Origin of the sequence: Caballeronia hypogeia (assembly GCF_001544875.2) — a bacterium.
Classification (GTDB): Bacteria; Pseudomonadota; Gammaproteobacteria; order Burkholderiales; family Burkholderiaceae; genus Caballeronia; species Caballeronia hypogeia.
Genome location: NZ_FCOA02000001.1, coordinates 232,321 through 252,592, shown reverse-complemented (window position 1 = coordinate 252,592; position 20,272 = coordinate 232,321). Strand labels below are relative to the sequence as shown.

General features: G+C 63.4%; 17 protein-coding genes. 11 read left to right on the top strand and 6 right to left on the bottom strand.

What is annotated here, in order from left to right:
• Positions 1–21: 21 nt before the first annotated feature.
• A complete protein-coding gene (locus AWB79_RS01110; protein WP_061165531.1) occupies positions 22–957 on the bottom strand; it encodes a LysR family transcriptional regulator in 936 nt (311 codons plus the stop codon).
• 433 nt (positions 958–1,390) lie between these two features.
• Here AWB79_RS01110 and AWB79_RS01105 point away from each other — a divergent pair, with 433 nt between their 5' ends.
• The 3 genes from AWB79_RS01105 to AWB79_RS01095 all read left to right on the top strand — a co-directional run bounded on the left by AWB79_RS01105 (position 1,391) and on the right by AWB79_RS01095 (position 4,163).
• Positions 1,391–2,572 (top strand): porin, encoded by a 1,182-nt coding sequence (locus AWB79_RS01105; RefSeq protein WP_061165530.1) that lies wholly within the window; start codon positions 1,391–1,393, stop codon positions 2,570–2,572.
• A 276-nt stretch (positions 2,573–2,848) separates the two neighbouring features.
• On the top strand, positions 2,849–3,211 hold the full coding sequence (locus AWB79_RS01100; protein WP_374728518.1) for a CHRD domain-containing protein: 363 nt from the start codon (positions 2,849–2,851) through the stop codon (positions 3,209–3,211).
• Between the two features lie 25 nt (positions 3,212–3,236).
• Entirely contained in the window at positions 3,237–4,163 is a 927-nt protein-coding gene (locus AWB79_RS01095; RefSeq protein ID WP_061165528.1) for an alpha/beta hydrolase, read from the top strand.
• Here AWB79_RS01095 and AWB79_RS01090 read toward each other — a convergent pair.
• Positions 4,133–4,981 (bottom strand): EcsC family protein, encoded by an 849-nt coding sequence (locus tag AWB79_RS01090; protein ID WP_061165527.1) that lies wholly within the window; start codon positions 4,979–4,981, stop codon positions 4,133–4,135. The two genes, AWB79_RS01095 and AWB79_RS01090, sit on opposite strands and share 31 nt — an antisense overlap.
• A 106-nt stretch (positions 4,982–5,087) precedes the next feature.
• Here AWB79_RS01090 and AWB79_RS01085 point away from each other — a divergent pair, with 106 nt between their 5' ends.
• Positions 5,088–6,683 carry an MFS transporter gene (locus AWB79_RS01085; RefSeq protein ID WP_061165526.1) on the top strand — a complete coding sequence of 532 codons (1,596 nt, stop codon included), beginning with the start codon at positions 5,088–5,090 and terminating at the stop codon, positions 6,681–6,683.
• 17 nt (positions 6,684–6,700) lie between these two features.
• A complete protein-coding gene (locus AWB79_RS01080; protein ID WP_061165914.1) occupies positions 6,701–7,180 on the top strand; it encodes a MarR family winged helix-turn-helix transcriptional regulator in 480 nt (159 codons plus the stop codon).
• Here the strand turns inward: AWB79_RS01080 and AWB79_RS01075 are convergent.
• Complete coding sequence (locus AWB79_RS01075) at positions 7,177–8,451, bottom strand: amino acid deaminase (RefSeq protein WP_061165525.1); 1,275 nt, start codon at positions 8,449–8,451, stop codon at positions 7,177–7,179. The two genes, AWB79_RS01080 and AWB79_RS01075, sit on opposite strands and share 4 nt — an antisense overlap.
• 145 nt (positions 8,452–8,596) lie before the next feature.
• Between AWB79_RS01075 and AWB79_RS01070 the strand changes: the two genes are divergently transcribed.
• The 3 genes from AWB79_RS01070 to AWB79_RS01060 are packed head-to-tail and all read left to right on the top strand — an operon-like array spanning position 8,597 to position 11,393.
• Positions 8,597–9,493, top strand: coding sequence for a MurR/RpiR family transcriptional regulator (locus tag AWB79_RS01070; protein WP_061165524.1), 897 nt, complete (start codon positions 8,597–8,599; stop codon positions 9,491–9,493).
• Positions 9,494–9,495: 2 nt separating this feature from the next.
• Positions 9,496–10,980 (top strand): N-acyl-D-amino-acid deacylase family protein, encoded by a 1,485-nt coding sequence (locus AWB79_RS01065; protein ID WP_061165523.1) that lies wholly within the window; start codon positions 9,496–9,498, stop codon positions 10,978–10,980.
• A 32-nt stretch (positions 10,981–11,012) separates the two neighbouring features.
• Positions 11,013–11,393 carry a RidA family protein gene (locus AWB79_RS01060; protein WP_061165522.1) on the top strand — a complete coding sequence of 127 codons (381 nt, stop codon included), beginning with the start codon at positions 11,013–11,015 and terminating at the stop codon, positions 11,391–11,393.
• Positions 11,394–11,439: 46 nt separating this feature from the next.
• On the opposite strand, the gene queF is transcribed toward AWB79_RS01060, so the two are convergent.
• From queF to ilvA, 3 genes are read right to left on the bottom strand one after another with little or no spacing between them, the layout of a single operon-like run.
• Entirely contained in the window at positions 11,440–12,264 is an 825-nt protein-coding gene (gene queF, locus AWB79_RS01055; RefSeq protein ID WP_061165521.1) for an NADPH-dependent 7-cyano-7-deazaguanine reductase QueF, read from the bottom strand.
• The gene (locus AWB79_RS01050; RefSeq protein WP_061165520.1) at positions 12,261–13,175 is read right to left on the bottom strand and encodes a 5'-nucleotidase; all 915 of its coding nucleotides are present in this window, start codon (positions 13,173–13,175) and stop codon (positions 12,261–12,263) included. The genes queF and AWB79_RS01050 overlap by 4 nt, the downstream gene beginning before the upstream one ends.
• Positions 13,176–13,187: 12 nt before the next feature.
• Positions 13,188–14,711, bottom strand: a complete 1,524-nt coding sequence (gene ilvA / locus AWB79_RS01045; protein ID WP_061165913.1) for a threonine ammonia-lyase, biosynthetic — start codon at positions 14,709–14,711, stop codon at positions 13,188–13,190.
• A 522-nt stretch (positions 14,712–15,233) separates the two neighbouring features.
• On the opposite strand from ilvA, the gene AWB79_RS01040 reads away from it, so the two are divergent.
• Genes AWB79_RS01040 through AWB79_RS01030 form a run of 3 tightly spaced genes read left to right on the top strand, consistent with a single transcriptional unit; the run spans position 15,234 to position 20,230 of the window.
• Complete coding sequence (locus tag AWB79_RS01040) at positions 15,234–19,328, top strand: DUF3683 domain-containing protein (RefSeq protein ID WP_061165519.1); 4,095 nt, start codon at positions 15,234–15,236, stop codon at positions 19,326–19,328.
• A gap of 35 nt (positions 19,329–19,363) precedes the next feature.
• Positions 19,364–19,807: an HIT family protein gene (locus tag AWB79_RS01035; protein ID WP_061165518.1), complete on the top strand. Its 444-nt coding sequence runs from the start codon at positions 19,364–19,366 to the stop codon at positions 19,805–19,807.
• A 12-nt stretch (positions 19,808–19,819) separates the two neighbouring features.
• Entirely contained in the window at positions 19,820–20,230 is a 411-nt protein-coding gene (locus AWB79_RS01030) for a gamma-butyrobetaine hydroxylase family protein (protein WP_061165517.1), read from the top strand.
• Positions 20,231–20,272 lie beyond the last annotated feature (42 nt).

Below are 20,272 nucleotides of genomic sequence, written 5' to 3'. Positions count from 1 at the left end.
GCGTCGCCGTTCGTGGCCTTGTCAGTCCGAAGAAGGGTCGATGCTTACAGCCGCCGCTTCGCTGCCGCGGAAATAGGTCAGGGCGAAGTCGACGAAACATCGCGTCTTGGCCGACACGTGCCTGCGTCCCGGATAGACGATGGACACTTCCTTGTCGGCGTCCTCTAGAGCGTAACCGGGCAGTAGCCGCACGAGCGCGCCCGTTTCGATGTCCCGGGTCACGTAGCTCTCGGGCAACGCAGCCACACCCATTCCGGACAAGGCGGCCTGCCGAAGCATGTGTGAACTGTTCACCATATATGCCGGATCGAGCACGACGCTTTCCGACGTACCCGAACTCCCGACGAACGACCAAGTGGACCCGTGCACGTCCGCTGCGGGCGCAAGGAAATCGTGCGCCGCCAGCGAGGCGGGGTGAGCGGGCGTGCCGCGTTGCGACAAGTAATCCGGTGAGGCCACCAGGACGGCCGAAACCTTGAGAAGCGGCCGGTTGATCAGCATGCCGCTGGTGACCAGTTGAGGCACGACGATGCCGACGTCAAAACCTTCAGCGACGAGATCGACCGGACGATGCAGCAGAGTCAGGCGCAACTTGACGTCCGGATAGCGTTCACGAAACGCACGCAACATAGGCGTGAGCCCGAGCAGCGAGAAGGACGCCGATGCCACGAGTTTGAGCGTTCCGGACGGGTCTATCGAACTGTTCGCCACCGATGCTTCCATCGCTTCGATCTGCTCGATGACGGCTCGACAGCCATCGGCGTAGGCGCGCCCGGCTTCCGTCAGCGAGACGCTGCGCGTGGTCCGGTTGAGAAGGCGCGCGTTGAGATGCGTTTCCAGCAGGGAGACGTAGCGCGTCACCACGGCGTTGGACAGATCGAGCGCGGCAGCGGCGCGGCCGAACGACTCGGTTTCCGCCACCTTCATGAAGACGCGCATCGCTTGAAGTTGATTCATTAGGATTGCGACTCGACTGGCGATTTAAGAACGCCCTGTATTTCGATGCGAGTGACCTTGTTTTGACTCGCGTGCGCGACTTTAAAGTGAATTTGGGCATATCTGAATCGGAGTGCTCTTAACCCGCGCATCTGTATCGCTGGGACCACTGTCGCATGTTTGCAACTGAACCATCGCGACACCATCCTTCGTCATCTGCTCTGCCGCAGGTAAGTCCACGCGGCTTAGGCGTTTTCCCGTCTTGAAATTGCACTTTTCGAATAAGTCGAAAAGCCTTTTGTGCTTGCCGTGTCAGTTTCTCAAAAAGACCGGGCAATAAACTTGGTCCTGCCGAATATCGGTGCTGCGCCAAGCGAGTAATGAAGTAGCTCCGCTGATGAGCGCTCAGCCTGAAGCAACCCCCGGGTCGCAAGACTCACTCAAAGGAACACCTATGAAAAAGAATCTAATCGGCGTGGCAGTGGCAACGCTGGTCGCATCGTTCGCGACGGCTGCAAGCGCGCAAAGCAGCGTGACGTTGTACGGTCTGGTCGACGCAGGTCTGACGTACGTGAACAACGTTCAGTCGCCGGCCGGTAGCGGAACGATGAAGTCCAGCCAGTTCGGCATGAACGGCGGCAACGTGCAGATGAGCCGTTGGGGCCTGCGTGGTGCTGAAGACCTCGGCGGCGGCATGAAGGCAATCTTCACGTTGGAGAGCGGTTTTGACGTGGCGAACGGTTCGAGCCTCGGCGGCAGCAACAGCATGTTCGGTCGTCAGGCGTTCGTTGGTCTGTCGAGCGGCTTCGGTACGGTCACGCTCGGTAAGCAAACCGATTCTGTGACGGATTACCTCGGCCCGGTCAGCGCGACCGGCACGTGGGGCGGTACGTACTTCGCTCACCCGGGTAACCTCGACAACCTGAACGGCGATGCATTCCGTCTCAACAATTCGGTCAAGTTCCAGAGCGCGAACTACAGCGGCCTGACGTTCGGCGGTTCGTATGCGTTCTCGAACACAGCAGGCAGCTTTGCAGCGAACCGTGCGTACAGCGCAGGCGTTGGGTATGCCAATGGTCCGTTGAAAGCCGGCGCTGCTTACACGCAATCGAACGGCGCCAATAGCAACGGCGCAGGCGCGATCACTGGCGGCAGCCCGACGATCAGCTTTGCCAATGGATATACTTCTTTAGCCAATGTGAACGATCTTCGTCTCCGCACGTTTGGCGCCGGCGCTAGCTATTCGATCGGTGCAGTGACGTTCGGTGGTCTCTGGTCGCAAGTTCGCCAAGACGCGAATTCGGTCGACGGCAAGGTCGTCGACAACAATATCGAAGTGAACGGTCGCTACGCTCTGACGCCGGCCCTCGCGATCGGTGCTGCGTACACGTTCACGCTTTCGAAGGTAACGTACGGCGGCGGTGACGGCTCGAATATCGTGCGCTACCACCAGTTCGGTTTGCAAACCGACTACGCGCTGTCGAAGCGCACCGACATCTATGCTGAAGGCGTGGTGCAGCTCGCCAGCGGCCTCGACAAGGGTGAGTACCCGACCGCCCGCATCGGCGGATTCAGCACGGCTTCGTCCAGCGGCCGTCAAGTTCTGGTCACGACGGGTATCCGTCACCGCTTCTAAAGCGGTCTGCGTCTGACGCAGCCAGTAACAAGGTAGTAACCCAAAAGGGCGCCGCAAGGCGCCCTTTTGGCGTTCATGCGCCACCAAAAACGCCAATCATGCGAATGCACTACCATGCCGGAAGCAGCCGGCGTATCGGCTGCCTCATCGGTCTGGCGTCGCACAAACACTGGAGAGTCAAGCATGGTTTCGGCACGCACATCCCACGTCCGCCGGGCGGCAGGCGCGCTGCTCGCATGGCTGGCGTTGCTGGCACCGACGGCATCGTTCGCCGATATGGTCAAGCTCAAAGCCAGCCTCCAGCCGTCGAGCGAAGTTCCGCCGCGCGTGAGCAAGGGCCACGGCGAACTCGATGCGACGTTCGACACCGACACCAAAGTCCTCTCCTGGACCGCGACCTACGCAGAACTGTCCGGCCCGGTGACCATGGCTCATTTCCACGGTCCCGCGCCGGTGGGACAGAACGCGAAAGTGCAGGTGCCGATAGAAAAGAACGCGCTCTCGAGCCCGATGAAAGGGCAGACCACGTTGACCGATCAACAGGTGACCGATCTCATGCAGGGCCAGTGGTATTTCAACATCCACACGCAGGAAAATCCGACCGGCGAGATACGCGGTCAGGTGCTGCCGGCGAATTGATGCAGGCGCAACGGATGGTCCGGCGATGAGCTGGCAAAGCGCTCTCGCGTGCTGGCTGCTGCGCAAGCGCGTGCGTCCCCACACGGCAAAGCCGGAAATCGATGTCGAACTGGCGCGCGCCTATGCGTCGCGTCGAATCTGGTCGCCTGGCGTGCCGCGAGGCTGGCGGCTCGATACGCGCGACGAAAGCGGCGAGTGGCTGATTCCGGACGCGCCGCGCCGCGCGACCATTCTCTATCTGCACGGCGGCGGTTACTACTTCTGCTCGCCGCGCAGTCATCGCGCGATCACGTTCGCGCTGGCTTCGCGTGCGAACGCCGCGGTATTTTCGCTCGACTATCGCCTGGCTCCCGAGCATCGCTTTCCCGCCGCGCTCGACGACAGCGTGGCGGCCTACCGTCGCCTGCTGGCCGATGGTGTCGATGCGCAATCGATCGCGCTGGCTGGCGACTCGGCGGGCGGAGGCCTCGCGCTGGCGACATTGCTCGCGCTTCGAGACGCCGGTGACCCGCTTCCTGCGGCGGCGGTTCTCTTCTCGCCGTGGACGGACCTCACCTGCAGCGGCGAATCGATGCGAACCAACGAGGGCCGCGATCCGATGTACCACGCATCGGTGTTTCCGCGCGTCGCCGCGCAGTATCTCGGACAAGCCGATGCGCACCATCCCTACGCATCCCCGCTATTCGGCCGCTTCGAGGGCCTGCCCCCGCTTCTGATCCAAGCCGGCGACACAGAACTATTGCTCGACGATTGCACCCGCGTCGCAAAAAAGGCGCGTGCGGCGGGCGTGCGCGCCGAACTGGAAATCTGGCCCGGCGTGCCCCACATCTTCCAGATCTGGGCGCCGTTCATGCCCGAGGCGAATCGCGCGTTGGCCCAGGCGGCGGCGTTTATCGTCGCGATGACGTCGTCGCGTGAAAATCAGCGTCCGCCCATCACCTCGATCGTCTGATACGCGCGTTCGACCGCCGACGCCCCATAGCGCCGCTCGAGCCGGCGCACGGTGAAGTGTCCGTGCGCCATCTGCTGAAAGTGGTCGATGAACACCGTGTTGACCATCGCGCCGAGCACCGCGCCGATCGCCGGAATGGATTTCGCCGCGACCTGTTCGCTGACCTGCACCGAAAACCGCGACGCAATCGTCTGCAGGAACTTGAGCAGGGCGGTGGAGCCGTGACTGCCCAGTCCCTTGGCGGCGATTTCGTTCGTCGCCTTCGATACCGACTGCGCGAGCGCCCCGCGCACGATGAAATAGCCGAGATCGGCGTTGTCGTCGCTGGCCTTGGTGCCGCCCATGCCGAGCACCATCATGCATTGCAACTGCGCCTCCACGCGATGCACGTCTTCGCCCTCGCTGCGGGCGATATCGCAGATCGAGCGGAACATCAGCGTCGTCGTGACGGGCAATTCGACCGGCAACGCGAACAGTCCGAACGCGCCGCCCGCCGCGCCCGTGGTCGCGACGGCGAGCTTGTGCATCAGATTGTGCGGCTTGTCGGGCGGCGGCGCGAGCAGCGAATCGGACGGCGCGCTCTTGCCGAGCGTGCGCAGCGCGACCTGCAGACATTTCTTCAGCGCGAGCTGCGTCGCGTCGTCGACTTTTTCCTGCGCGGCGGAAGGCAGCCGCCCCATCAGCTTTTCGATGGGCGCGCCGACGACGCTCGCGAGTTTCATCGTCAGCGATGGGCTTTCCAGCGATTCCTTCGCGCGGGCCAGAGCCGCGAAATCTTCGGGCGTGAGCGGCGAGGTGATGATTGGCGTCGGTTCCATGCGTTTGTCTGTGTCCGGAAGAGGTGAGTTGCCACGCAGCTTTAGAGCGCAACACCGTGCTATGATTCCATTTCCATTGACTGGTCAATTATTGCGCTTACAAAAGATGGCCGTTCACACAGCCGCGCACCATTCGAGCGGGCAGGTTTTACCGTTCCGCGAATCACTCATGGCGATGCTGGGCATCTCGTTCGTCACGATGCTCGTCGCGCTCGATCAGACCGTAGTCGGCACCGCGTTGCCCACGATCGTCGCCGAACTGAAGGGCTTCGATCTCTACGCCTGGGTCGCCACCTCGTACCTTTTGACGTCCGTCATCACCGTGCCGATTTTCGGACGGCTCGGCGATTACTACGGCCGCAAGCCGTTCGTGATCGCCTCGATTGTCGTGTTCACAGTCGCGTCGGTATTGTGCGGGCTCGCCAACAGCATGATGTTCCTCGTGCTCGCGCGCGGCTTGCAGGGCATCGGCGGCGGGATGCTGGTCGGCACCGCGTTCGCATGCATTGCGGATCTGTTTCCGGACAACGTCGTGCGCCTGCGCTGGCAGGTGCTGATGAGTTCGGCGTTCGGCATCGCCAATGCGATCGGGCCCTCGCTCGGCGGGTTTCTCACGCAATACTACGGCTGGCGCTCGGTTTTCTACGTCAATCTGCCGGTGGGCGTGATCTCGCTCTTTTTCGTCTGGCGCTTCCTGCCGCATCTGCGCCACGTCGCGCACGAAGGCAAGATGCGGCTCGACTGGCCTGGCGCGGCGCTGATCGCCATCGCGCTCGGTGCGCTGCAACTGTTCGTCGAAATGTTGCCGAAACACGGCATCAGCGCTGAAACCGCCGCGTTGCTCGCGGCCGCCGTCGCGGCCGGTTTCGGGCTGTGGAAGTGGGAAACGCGCTGCGAGTACGCGATCCTGCCCGTCGACATGTTCCGCAACAAGGCGCTCGCCGCGCTCTTCACGCTCGCGATTCTCGGCGGCTTCACGATGTTCTCGCTGCTGTTCTATGCACCGCTGCTGTTCCAGGGCGGCTTCGGCATGTCGCCCAAGGACGCGGGCATGATGATCACGCCGCTCGTGGTGTTCATCACGATCGGCAGTATCGTGAACGGGCGCATCGTGACGCGGCTCAAGAACGCGAATCTGATGCTTTACATCGGTTTCGCGCTGCTCGCGGTATCGTGTCTGGGCGTGGTCGTCGCCACGCACAACATGCCGCGCTCGGCGCTGCTCGTCGTCATGCTGCTCGGCGGTCTGGGCCTGGGCTTCGTGATGCCGAATCTCACCGTGTTCGCGCAGCAGACCGCGGGGCGCGCGCATCTCGGCATCGCGACCGCGCTGCTGCAATCGCTGCGCATGATCGGCGGAATGATCGGCACGGCGCTGACCGGCACGCTCGTGAGCCATCTCTATGCGAGCGGCGTGACTCTCGCGCTGGAAAAGGATCGGGCGATGCACTGGGCCGCCGATCTCTCGGATCCGCAGATTCTCATCAACCGCGAAGGGCAGGAGACGCTGCTTTCGCAATTGAGCGCGGCGGGCCACAACGGCGCGATGCTGCTCGAAGCCGCGCGCGAGGCGCTCGTGGCGGCGATTCACATCGGTCTGGCGCTGGCGGCGCTGGTCGCGGTGGTGTCGGTATGGCAGTCGCGCCGCGTGCCGCCGGTGCGCCTGAAAGGACCGCAAGAGCCGGTCATCATGGCCGAATGACCACGGAAATCACGCGTATGAATGAACAGGACCGTATCGCCGTCATGCAGCAGTTCGGGCGCACGTATCGCGCGTTCATGTCGGCGTTCGAGGCTGCCGTTGGCCAGCCGATGCCCCGCTGGCGCATCCTGCTCGCGCTGCAGGAGCATGCGGGCTTGCTGTCGCAGAAGAAGCTGGTCGAGCGTCTGAAGGTCGATCCGGGCGCGCTGACCCGTCAACTGAAAACGCTGGAAGGTCTCGGCTGGATCGTGCGCAGCGTCGATGCGCGCGACAACCGCGTGTCGAACGTCGCGCTGACGGCGCAAGGGCGCGCCATCGCGGAAGAAAGCCTGCCACGGCGCAACGCGTTCCTGCACGACACGATGGCGTCACTGCCCGACGAGGCCATCGAGGCCCTGTCGAGCGCGCTTCATCTGTTCGAGGGGCGCATTCAGGAAGTGGCGGCCGCGAATGCATCGCAGGCGGCCGCGCTCGCTTCGCTGGAAGAGAAAGCTTAGAAAAACGTCTCGATCACTTCGGTGACGCGATACTTCGGATCGAGGACGAGAATCTGGCGCCACTTGTCGAACGTGAGGCAAGGGTGCGAGATGTCGAACGCGATCATGTCGCCGACTTTCACGTCGTCGCCAGGCTTGATGCGCAGATACGCGTGCTGATCCATCAGGCCGAAAATCTCCCAGCCTTCGTCGGGTGACACGTCGCGCGGCGCCTCGTTGCCCGGACGAAAATGCTTCGCCGGCTCCGGCATGCCTGCGTCGAACGCGGAATCGCGCTTGCCGAGACCGATGATCGCGCGATCCGGTTCCGGAATCGACTGCACGTACGCCCACAATTGCAGCGCGGGCTTGAGACCCTGCCCCATTTTCTTTGCGATCGGATTGCGCGCGAAGATTTCGTTCTGCGCCTTCTTGTAGATGCCGACGTCGTGCGTCAGATAGCAGCCCGGACGCAGCACGACTTCGATCGCGTCGCTGTTGGCCTTGGCGAATTCGTCGGCGACGACGTCGTACCACGCCGATCCCGCGCCCGACAGAATCGCCGGCTTGCGCGCGATCTTGCCTTCCGCGATCAGCTTGCGCGTGATGTCCACCGCGCTTTTCAGAAACTCGCGCACCTTCGTTTCATCCTGCAGAACACCTTCGTACAGCTCGATGCCCGCAAGCTCGATCGTGCCCTGCCAGCGCGCGATCGCGGCGAGCACGGCGTCGCGCTGCGCGTCGTCGCGCACGCCGGTGCGGCCGCCCGGCACGCCGAGCTCGATCAGCACATTCAGCTTCTTGCGCACCGAACTGAAGAATTCGCCGAGCTGATCGACGCCATCGGCCGAATCGACCAGACAGAAGAACTCGAAATTCGCGTCGGTCAGCAGTTCGGCGATCATGCCCATGTTGCGTTTGCCGACGAGCTGGTTCGCCATCAGGATGCGCTGCACGCCGCCACGATACGCCGCGCGCACCTGATGCGCGGTCGCGAGCGTAATGCCCCACGCACCGTTGTCGAGCTGACGGCGAAAGAGTTGCGGCGCCATGGTGGTCTTGCCGTGCGGCGCGAGCTTCACGCCGTACTCGCCGACGAACGCCTGCATCCACTTCAGGTTGTGCTCGATGCGATCGGAATAGAGCACAGCGGCGGGCAGACTCACGTCCTCTTCGAGCAGATTCCATTGCAGACGCGACGCGTCGTTCAACTGGATGCCCGTGCCCGGCACCATGCCGAGACCCTTGCCGAACGGGTCGATCGTCGCGTTCTGATAGTTTGTAACTTTCATGTGCTGCTACTCCATCGTCCGTTTAAATAAACCCTGCGCGCGATGCGATGCGTTCCAGAGTTGACGGTGCTATGTTAACCAAAGTAGCATCCGGCATGGAAATGTTATTTAGTAACACGATCTTCTCGTAAACCCGCAAACAGACATGAACGGCCACGCCGACTCGCTCAGTTTCGACATCGTCGCACGCATCGCCGAGCTGGCGCCTGCGTTGCGCAGCGCCGAGCGCAAGGTCGCCGCGCTGATCCTCGACGACCTGGCGGGCGCGTCGCGCGCGAGCATCGGCGCGCTCGCGGACAAGGCGGATGTGAGCGTGGCCACGGTCACGCGTTTCGCGAAGGCGGTCGGCTGCGAGGACGTGCGCGAGTTGAAGTTGCGGCTTGCGCAGGCGGCGGCGGTCGGCCAGCGCTTTTTGAGGCGCGAACCGGACGATGACGACGCCGCGCCCGATTCGCTCTCCGCGCGCATCTTCGCCGACGTGCAGCAGACGCTCGCGCAGAATCAGGGCGCGTTGCGCGCCGCGCCGATCGCCAGTGCCGCCGATGCGCTCGCTGCCGCGTCGATGATCTACGTGTTCGGCATGGGCGGCGGCTCGACCGCGCTCGCCGACGAAATGCGGTTTCGCCTGGTGCGGCTGGGGCGGCCGGTCGCGTCTTATCAGGACGGTCTGCTGCAGCGCATGGTGGCGGCGACCTTGTCGAAGGAGCAGGTCGTCGTCGCGCTGTCGGTGACGGGGCAAACGCCCGAGATGGTCGAAAGCTGCCGGCTCGCGAAGCAGTACGGCGCGCGCGTGATCGCGCTGACCGCGCCGGCGTCGCCGCTCGGCGCGTTGGCCGACTGGCTGATTCCGATCATCGCGATCGAAACGGACTTCATCTACAAGCCGTCGTCGTCGCGCTACGCGATGCTGATGGCGCTCGACCTGCTCGTCACCGAACTGGCCGTCAAGCAGGCCGATACGAGCCGCGAACTGCTGCGCCGCATGAAGCACGCGCTCGACGCGCATCGCGGCGGCGGCGAGCGACAACCCTTGGGAGACTGATCATGGATTCGTTGAAAGCCGACACGCTGATCGTCGGCGCGCGCGTGATCGACGGCACGGGCGCGCCCGCCGTGGAACGCGATGTCGCGGTGCGCGACGGGCGCATCGTCGCGGTCGAGGCGCGGGGCGGTCTGTCGGCTTGGACCGCGGACGAGACCTTCGACGCGCAGGGCAAGGTGCTCGCGCCCGGTTTCATCGACGTCCACACGCACGACGACACGCACGTGATCCGCTCGCCGCAGATGATGCCGAAGATCACGCAGGGCGTGACGACGGTGATCGTCGGCAATTGCGGGATCAGCGCGTCGCCGGTGACGCTGAAGGGCGATCCGCCCGATCCGATGAACCTGCTCGGGAACGCCGATGCGTTCAAGTATCCGACCTTCGCCGCTTACGTCGATGCGGTGAACGCGGCGCGTCCGAGTGTGAACGTCGGCGCGCTGATCGGCCATACGGCGCTGCGCAACAACCAGATGGACCGGCTGGATCGCGCGGCTTCGGGCGACGAGATCGCCGCGATGCGCGCGCAACTCGAAGAAGCGCTGGACCACGGCGCGCTCGGTCTGTCGAGCGGGCTCGCGTACGGATCGGCGTTCAACGCGCCACCGGAAGAAGTGCAGGGACTGGCCGAACCGCTGGCGAAAGCGGGCGCGCTTTACACGACACACATGCGCACAGAGTTCGATGCGATTCTCGACGCCATGGACGAGGCGTATCGCGTCGGCCGTCATGCGCGCGTGCCGGTGGTGATTTCGCATCTGAAGTGCGCGGGGCCGTCGAACTGGGGGCGCAGCGTCGAAGTGCTGAAGTCGATCGAGACGACGCGCGCAGGGCAGCCCGTCGGATGCGACTGCTATCCGTACAACCGCAGTTCGTCGACGCTCGATCTGAAGCAGGTCACGGGCGATATCGACATCACGATCACGTGGTCGACGCCGCATCCTGAGATGGCGGGCAAGCTGGTCCGCGAAATCGCCGACGAATGGAGCGTGACGCAGCAGGAAGCGGCGAAGCGTCTGCAACCGGCGGGCGCGGTGTATCACAACATGTCGGAGGACGACGTGCGGCGCATCCTCTCGCATCCCGCGACGATGGTCGGCTCGGATGGCCTGCCGAACGATCCGCTGCCGCATCCGCGTTTGTGGGGCGCGTTTCCGCGCGTGCTCGGCCACTATGCGCGCGATGAGGGCGTGCTGACGCTCGAAGAAGCCGTGCGCAAGATGACGAGCCTCACAGCGCGACGCTTCAGCCTGACCGAGCGGGGCGAGGTGAAGGTGGGCTATCACGCGGATCTGGTCGTGTTCGATCCCGAGCGCGTGCGCGATGCCGCGACCTTCGCGCAGCCGCAGCAGGCCGCCGATGGCATCGACGCGGTGTGGGTGAATGGCGTTCTGACGTATCGCGAGCAGGCCGTGACCGGCGCGCGCGCGGGACGTTTCGTGGCGCGCGGGACGGCGTCGAAACTCGATGCGCAGGGCGCGTTTTAAATCAAATTCGTTTTGGAAAAGGAGTCGGAAAGATGAAGCGTTATGGCGTGGAAGGTGGCAAGGGACAAGGCGGCGCGCATATGCCGTTCGCACGCGCGGTCGAGGCCGATGGCTGGCTGTTCGTGTCGGGCCAGACGCCGATGGAAAACGGCGAGGTGATCAACGGCGGCATCGTCGAGCAATCGCACAAGGCGATTCAGAACGTGATCGCGATTCTCAAGGAAGCGGGTTACGGCACGGAGCACGTCGTGCGCTGCGGCGTGTGGCTGGACGATCCGCGCGACTTCGCTTCGTTCAACAAGGTGTTCAAGGAGTACTTCGGTGCGAATCCGCCGGCGCGCGCGTGCGTGGTGTCGTCGATGGTGATCGACTGCAAGGTCGAGGTGGATTGCGTGGCTTATAAGAAAGCGTAATCGCGATCGCGGCTCTGATTCAAAAGAAGCAGAGCCGCGTTTTCGCTTACTGCCTTGCCAATCTCGCGTTATCCGGCATCGGCAGATTGAAGTTGGTTCTGAACGGGTTGATATCCAGCCCGCCACGCCGCGTATAACGCGCGTACACCGCAAGCCGTTCCGGCTTACATTCCCGCATGATGTCCATGAAAATGCGCTCGACGCATTGCTCATGAAATCCCGTGTGCTCGCGGAACGACACGATATATCGCAGCAAACCCGCGTGATCGATCTGTCCGCCGTAGTAGCGAATCTGCACGCTGCCCCAGTCCGGCTGCCCGGTGACCGGACAATTCGATTTCAGCAGATTCGAAAACAGCGTCTCTTCGGTGGGCGCTTCATCATGCGCGGCCTTCAACAGCGAAGGATCGGGGGAAAACACGTCGCAATCGAGATCGAGCCGGTCCAGCGACAAGCCTTCGAACTCTTCCATCTGCAGCTTCGCGAAATCCGCCGGCGCGGCCAGTTGCACCGAAACCGTCGCGCCGCACACCGCCGATACATCGCGCTTGATCGCCGCGCGAACGTTATCGATGGAATCGAACTGCGTCTGCGCAAACGAGCCGAGATACAGCTTGAACGACTTCGATTCCACGATGTTCGGCGAATCCGCCGGCACGAAGAACGTCGCGACCGCGATCTGCGGCTTGCCGCGCCTGTTCAGCCACGAAAGCTCGTAGGCGTTCCAGATATCCGTGCCGAAGAACGGCAGCCGCGCGGGCACGGCGATCGCATCGCGGGCGCGCTTGCGGTCGATCGGAAACAGCAGCGACGCATCGTACTGTTCGGTGTAGTGGACGGGCTTGCCGAGCGGAGATTGATCGGGTGTCATGATGCGTTCGCTATGCCGCTGAGAACGTGCCCCGTCGCAGTCACGACGCGAGCCGATTCGCAATGGCGAATTTGATCGTCGAAGAAAAAGTCGGGTTCGAATTCGCGCAGGAATTCGCCCTTGTCCAGTCCGCCGAGAAACATCGCTTCGTCGATATCGATGTCCCAGGCCATCAGCGTGCGGATCGCGCGCTCGTGCGCGGGCGCGGAACGCGCGGTGACGAGCGCCGTGCGGATATGCATCGGCGACTTGCTTTCGGTGTCGTCGGCGATACGTTGCAGTTTGTTCAGCGCGGCGAGCAGCGGCTTGAGCGGGCCATCCGGAAGCGGCGACCCGCGTTTGTCCGTCTCGTGGCCGACGAACGCGCTCAAGCCATCGCTTTGAAACACGCGCTCGGCTTCGTCGGAAAACAGCACGGCGTCGCCGTCGAACGCGATGCGAATCTCGTCCGCATAACGGCTCGCGGCGCGCGGCGTTTCGGGCAGCACGCGCGCGGCGGGAAAACCGGCGGCGAGCGCATCGCGCACGTCGTCCTGATTCGCCGACAAAAACAGCGAGGCGCGCAGCGGCTTCAGATACGCGAACGGCGAACGCCCGCGCGTGAACACGCCGCGCTCGATCGACAAACCATGCTCGCGGCACGAATGAAACGCGCGCAGTCCGCTGATCGGATCGCTGCGCGAGAGAATCACCACCTCGACGCGCTGCTCACCGGCATTCAGCGCCAGCAGCTTGCGAATCAGGCCGAACGCGACGCCCGGCTTCGCGGGCGTTTCCAGCCGCGAGCGTTGAAGCGCTTCGTATTGCGCGAGATCGCCGGTTTCGAAGACGCGATTTTCTTCCTCGAAGTCGAACAGCGCGCGCGACGAAATCGCGACGACGAGCTTGTCTTCGAGCGTGAACTTCGGCATTGCTTCGCGCCTTTACGCGAGGAACAGCTTGTAGACCGGATTCGCGCCTTCGTCCCACCACGGATAGCCGAGCGTCGCGAGGAAGCGTTCGAACTCCGCGTTGTCCGACTGCGGCACCTGAATGCCGACGAGAATCGAGCTGTAATCCGCGCCCTGATTCCGATAATGGAACAGGCTGATGTTCCAGTCCGGCGCCATCGACGAGAGGAATTTCATCAACGCGCCCGGACGCTCCGGAAACTCGAAGCGCAGAAGACGCTCATCGCGCGCGAGCGGCGAATGGCCGCCGACCATATAACGGATGTGCTGCTTCGAGAGCTCGTCGTGCGACAGATCGACGGTCGCGAAACCGTGTTCGACGAACGCCGACATCATCTGCGCCGTTTCCTTGCGCGACTTGATCTGCACGCCGACGAAGATATGCGCCGCCTTTTCGTCCGCGATGCGGTAGTTGAACTCCGTCACGCTGCGTGTGCCGACGAGTTCGCAGAAGCGCCGGAAGCTGCCGCGCTCTTCGGGAATCGTCACGGCGAACACGGCCTCGCGCGCCTCGCCGACTTCCGCGCGCTCCGCGACGAAGCGCATGCGGTCGAAGTTCATGTTCGCGCCCGACGTGACCGCGATCAGCGTCTTGCCTTCGATGCCCTCGCGTTCCGCATACAGCTTCGCGCCCGCGACGGCGAGCGAGCCGGCGGGTTCGAGCACCGAACGCGTGTCCTGGAAGACGTCCTTGATCGCGGCGCAGAGCGCATCGGTATCGACGGTGATGACTTCGTCGAGCAGCTCGTTGCACAGCCGGAAAGTTTCCTCGCCGACCAGCTTCACCGCGGTGCCATCCGAGAACAAACCGACTTCCGCAAGCGTGACGCGCTCGCCCGCCTTGATCGACTGCGCCATGGCGCAGGAATCCTCGGTCTGCACGCCGATCACCTTGATCTCCGGCCGCACCGCCTTGATGTACGCCGCGACGCCCGCTGCGAGCCCGCCGCCGCCGATCGGGCAGAAGATCGCGTGAATCGGGCCCTGATGCTGGCGCAGGATTTCCATCGCGACGGTGCCTTGTCCGGCGATCACATCCGGATCGTCAAACGGATGCACGAAGGTCAGGCTGCGTTCTTCCTGAAGCTGCACGGCGCGCGCGTAGGCGTCGCTGTACGACTCGCCCGCGAGCACCACTTCGACGGTCGGGCCGCCGTGCGCGCGGATCGCGTCGATCTTGACCTGCGGCGTGGTCGTCGGCACGGCGATGACCGCGCGGCAGCCGAGCCGCGCCGCCGAAAGTGCGACGCCCTGCGCGTGATTGCCCGCCGACGCCGTGATCACGCCGCGCGCCAGTTCCTCGGCGGTGAGGTTCGCCATCTTGTTGTAGGCGCCCCGAATCTTGAACGAGAAAACCGGCTGATTGTCCTCGCGCTTGAGGAACACGGAGTTGTGCAGCCGCGCGGACAGGTTGCGCGCGGGTTCGAGCTCGCTTTCCCGCGCGACGTCGTACACACGCGCGGTCAGCACTTTCTTCAGGTAGTCGGGATGTGTCATGCGAGGAATCGTCAGGCAGCCGCGATGCGCGCGGGTTTCGAGGGCGAAAGCATCAATCATAGCGCCAACCGTGCCTTTTCCGGGCACGCCGCGCGTCTCGACCGGCCGGACGGTCGTGCAAAAAAGCGTCGAAAATGCCGAAAACGTGTCGCGATTTCGCACGCAAAAGCCCCTTCTCGCTGCTAGCGCCCGCAAACGCGCGCCCCTGCGATGGGTTAGAATTTCCTTTTACGGATCAGCAATCAGGATCGGCAGATGCACCGGCAGCTTCGGATCGATTTTCTTGCGCACGTCTCCCGCGAGTCGCACGCCGCGGCGGAAAGACATGCGCGCCACGCACGATCGTGGCGTTGATCCAGGGCACATCGAAGGCGCCGTGAACGAGTTTCGCCCTATCGCCGCAATCGGGCGACCCCGCCGCCTTCGCCAAGAGAAGTCTCATTCGAAAATTTGCGCCCCCACGCGCATCGCCGGCGTTTCCGCTTTTCATAGCGCGCTCGCCGGCACACCGAACCGTCGAACATGAACGCACCTCAAGCCTTCGATCCGAACGGCGCCCATGCCGCCTTGGCGCTCGATGTCGAGCCCCGTCTGCGCGAAATTCCCTACAACTACACGTCGTTCTCCGATCGTGAAATCGTGATGCGGCTCCTGGGCGACGAAGCCTGGGCCGTGCTCGACGAGCTCCGCAACGAGCGCCGCACCGGCCGCTCGGCGCGCATGCTGTACGAAGTGCTCGGCGACATCTGGGTCGTGCGCCGCAATCCGTATCTGCAGGACGATCTGCTTGACAACCCGAAGCGCCGCGCGCTTTTGGTCGAAGCGCTGAATCACCGTCTGACCGAAATCGAGAAGCGCCGCAGCGCCGATCTCTCGGCCCACAGCAGCGAGGCGGGCAGCCGCGAACGCGCCGAGCGCGTGCAGTTGCTGGTTACCGCCGCGCGCCGCGCCGTCGACGATTTCGCCGCCGAGTTCGGCCGCATGGCCGACTTGCGCCGCCGTGCATCGCGCGTGCTCGGGAAAGAGACGCAGAAGGACAACATCAAGTTCGACGGCCTCTCGCGCGTCGCGCATGTCACCGACGCGACCGACTGGCGCGTCGAATATCCGTTCGTCGTCTTGACGCCGGACACCGAAGCCGAGATCGCCGGTCTCATCAAGGCGTGCTTCGAGCTCGGTCTCACCGTGATTCCGCGCGGCGGCGGCACCGGCTACACCGGCGGCGCGATTCCGCTCACGCCCTTCTCCGCCGTCATCAACACGGAAAAGCTGGAGCAGCTCGGACCCGTCGAAATGACGGACCTGCCGGGCGTCGATCACAAGGTCGCGACGATTTTCTCCGGCGCGGGCGTGGTCACGCGGCGCGTCACCGAAGCGGCGGAGCAGGCGGGCTTCGTGTTCGCCGTCGATCCGACTTCGCTGGATGCGTCGTGCGTCGGCGGAAATGTGGCGATGAACGCGGGCGGCAAGAAGGCGGTGTTGTGGGGCACGGCGCTCGACAACCTCGCGTGGTGGCGCATGGTCGATCCGGAAGGCAACTGGCTCGAAGTCACGCGTCTGGATCACAACTGCGGCAAGATTCACGACGTCGAAGTGGCGCGTTTCCGCCTCGACTGGTTCGACGGCAACCGCGCGCCAGGCGAGAAGCTCATCCGTACGGAGAACCTCGACATCGCCGGGCGCACGTTCCGCAAGGAAGGGCTGGGGAAGGACGTCACCGACAAATTCCTGGCCGGTCTCCCCGGCGTGCAGAAGGAAGGCTGCGACGGCCTCATCACGTCCGCGCGCTGGATTTTGCACAAGATGCCCGCGCACACGCGCACCGTCTGCCTCGAATTCTTCGGCCAGGCGCGCGACGCGATTCCGAGCATCGTCGAGATCAAGGACTATCTGTTCGAAACGTCCAAGCAGGGCGGGGCGATCCTCGCCGGCCTCGAGCATCTCGACGAGCGCTATCTGCGTGCGGTCGGCTACGCGACCAAGAGCAAACGCAACGCGTTTCCGAAGATGGTGCTGATCGGCGATATCGTCGGCAATGACGCCGATGCCGTCGCCGCGGCCACGTCCGAAGTCGTGCGCATGGCCAACGGCAAGAGCGGCGAAGGCTTCGTCGCGGTGAACGCCGAGGCGCGCAAGCGTTTCTGGCTCGACCGCTCGCGCACGGCTGCGATCGCGAAGCACACGAACGCGTTCAAGATCAACGAAGACGTCGTGATTCCGTTGAATCGCATGGGCGAGTACACGGACGGCATCGAGCGCATCAACATCGAACTGTCTCTGAAGAACAAGCTGCAACTCGTCGATGCGCTCGAAGCGTTTTTCCGCACCGGCAAGCTGCCGCTCGGCAAAACCGACGACGCCAACGAAATCCCCAGCGCCGAACTGCTCGAAGACCGCGTGACCCAGGCGCTCGATCTGCTCAAGCGCGTGCGCGAGCGCTGGACGTTCATCGGCGACAAGCTCGATACGCCCTTGCGCGAGGCGCAGCATTATCTCGTCAATCTCGGCTACGAGGCGCTCGCGGAGAAATTCGCGGATCGCGTCGACGTGCAGCCGGACGCCAATGTGTTCCACATCGCGCAGGACCGCACGGTTCGCATCTCTTGGAAGCAGGAGATTCGCGCGGAACTGCGCCAGATCTTCAACGGCGGCGAATTCAAGCCGATCCTCGACGAAGCGCAGGCCATCCACAAGCAGGTGCTGCGCGGGCGTGTGTTCGTCGCGCTCCACATGCACGCGGGCGATGGCAACGTGCACACGAACATTCCCGTCAACTCCGACAACTACGAGATGCTGCAGGACGCGCATCACGCGGTCGCGCGCATCATGAAGCTCGCGCGTTCGCTCGATGGCGTGATTTCCGGCGAGCATGGCATCGGCATCACGAAGCTGGAGTTCCTGACCGAGGAGGAAATCGGCGATTTCCGCGCGTACAAGCAGCGCGTCGATCCGCACGGCCGCTTCAACAAGGGCAAGCTGTTCGACGGCGCGGACCTGCGCAACGCGTACACGCCGTCGTTCGGACTGATGGGCTACGAGTCGATCATCATGCAGCAGTCGGATATCGGCGCGATTTCCGATTCGATCAAGGACTGCCTGCGCTGCGGCAAGTGCAAGCCGGTCTGCGCGACGCACGTGCCGCGCGCGAACCTGCTCTACAGCCCGCGCAACAAGATTCTCGCGACTTCGCTGCTGGTCGAAGCGTTCCTGTACGAAGAGCAGACGCGCCGCGGCGTATCGATCAAGCACTGGGATGAGTTCAACGACGTCGCCGATCACTGCACGGTCTGCCACAAGTGCGTGACGCCGTGTCCGGTGAAGATCGATTTCGGCGATGTCACCATGAACATGCGCAATCTGCTGCGCAAGATGGGCAAGAAGAAGTTCAACGCGGGCAACGCGGCGGGCATGTTCTTCCTCAACGCGACGAATCCGCAGACCATCAATCTCGCGCGCAACGTGATGATGGACTTCGGCTACAAGGCGCAGCGCTTCGGTAACGACGTGCTGAAGAAGATCGTCAGGAAGCAGACGGCCCAGCCGCCCGCGACGGTCGGCAAGCCGCCGGTCGTGCAGCAGGTGATCCACTTCGTCAATAAGAAGATGCCGGGCAATCTGCCGAAGAAAACGGCGCGCGCGCTGCTGGATATCGAGGACAACAAGATTGTTCCGATCATCCGCAATCCGGCGACGACCACCGTCGATTCGGAAGCGGTGTTCTATTTCCCCGGCTGCGGCTCCGAACGGCTGTTCTCGCAAGTCGGCCTCGCGACGCAGGCCATGCTCTGGGAAGCGGGCGTTCAGACCGTGCTGCCGCCGGGCTATCTATGCTGCGGCTATCCGCAACGCGGCGCCGGCCAGTACGACAAGGCCGAGAAGATCGTCACGGACAATCGCGTGCTGTTCCACCGCGTCGCGAATACGCTGAACTATCTCGATATCAAGACCGTGGTCGTGTCGTGCGGAACCTGCTACGACCAGCTCGCGGGCTATGAATTCGAGAAGATCTTCCCGGGCTGCCGGATCATCGACATTCACGAGTTCCTGCTCGAGAAGAACATCAAGCTCGATGGCGTGCAGGGCACGCGCTACATGTATCACGACCCGTGTCACTCGCCGATCAAGACGATGGACCCGGTCAAGCTCGTCAACGACCTGATGGGTTCTGAGCGCGACGGTTACAAGATCGAAAAGAACGATCGATGCTGCGGCGAATCGGGCACGCTCGCGGTCACGCGTCCGGATATCTCCACGCAGGTGCGCTTCCGCAAGGAAGAGGAGATCCGCAAGGGCGCGGCCAAGCTGCGCGGCATTCCGCTGGTCGCGGAAGCGGGCGCGAACGCGATCAATACCGCGAACGCGTCGGCAGGTGCGGCGGGCGCGCAGCCGGGCTCGGTGCTCAAGGCCGGCGACGGTCCTCAGACCAATGGCGCCGACGTGAAAATCCTCACGAGCTGCCCGTCCTGCCTGCAAGGCCTGTCGCGCTACAACGAGGACGCGAACGTCGAGGCGGATTACATCGTCGTTGAAATCGCGCGCAAGGTGCTCGGCGAAAACTGGATGGAGCAGTACGTCGAACGCGCGAACAATGGCGGTATCGAGCGCGTGCTGGTGTAATAGCGAAATCGAGGTTTGATTCGCTAGAGGACCAAATGGACTGTGTGTTTTGCCGTGAAGACGGCGGCGAAGTACTGTGGAAGGACGACGTCTTGCGCGTCGTCCTTGCCAACGAGCCCGACTGGCCGGGCCTGTGCCGTGTCGTCTGGAATGCGCACGTCGCCGAAATGTCCGATCTGTCGGACGACGAGCGCGCGCGCGTGATGACCGCCGTGAACATCGTCGAGCGCGCAATGCGCCGCGTGCTCGTGCCCGACAAGATCAATCTGGCGAGCCTCGGCAATCAGGTGCCGCATGTCCACTGGCACGTCATTCCGCGTTTTTCCAACGATTCCCGCTTTCCACTGCCGATCTGGGCGCCGCGCCAGCGGACCGTGTCGGAAGCGCAGCTCTCCAAGCGCCGCGCGCAGGCCACGCTCATGTACGAGCAGATTCGCAACGAGCTGAACGCGGCCTTCGGCGCGCAGTTTGGTCACTAACAAGACAAGATCATGAGCGGACTCACCCCCACGACGCCGATTCCCACCGGCGTCGTCGTGCATTCAAAATCGCGCGTGCTCGAACTGCAATACGCCGACGGATCGTATCGCGTGCCGTTCGAATTACTGCGCGTCTGTTCGCCGTCGGCGGAAGTGCAGGGCCACGGTCCCGGGCAGGAAACGCTGCAGACCGGCAAGCGCGACGTGACGATCATCGGCATCGATCCGGTCGGACATTACGCGCTGCAACTGAATTTTTCGGACGGCCACAATACCGGCATCTATTCTTGGGACATCCTGTACGACCTGGCGACGCATCAGGATGAACGCTGGCGCGACTATCTGGCGCGGCTGGAAGCGGCGGGCGTCGAGCGCGACACGCCGATGGCCACGAAACCGTCCGGCGGCGGGCACTGCCACTGAGGCGATCAAACATAACGGATGCGGCATAACGCCGCACAGCCG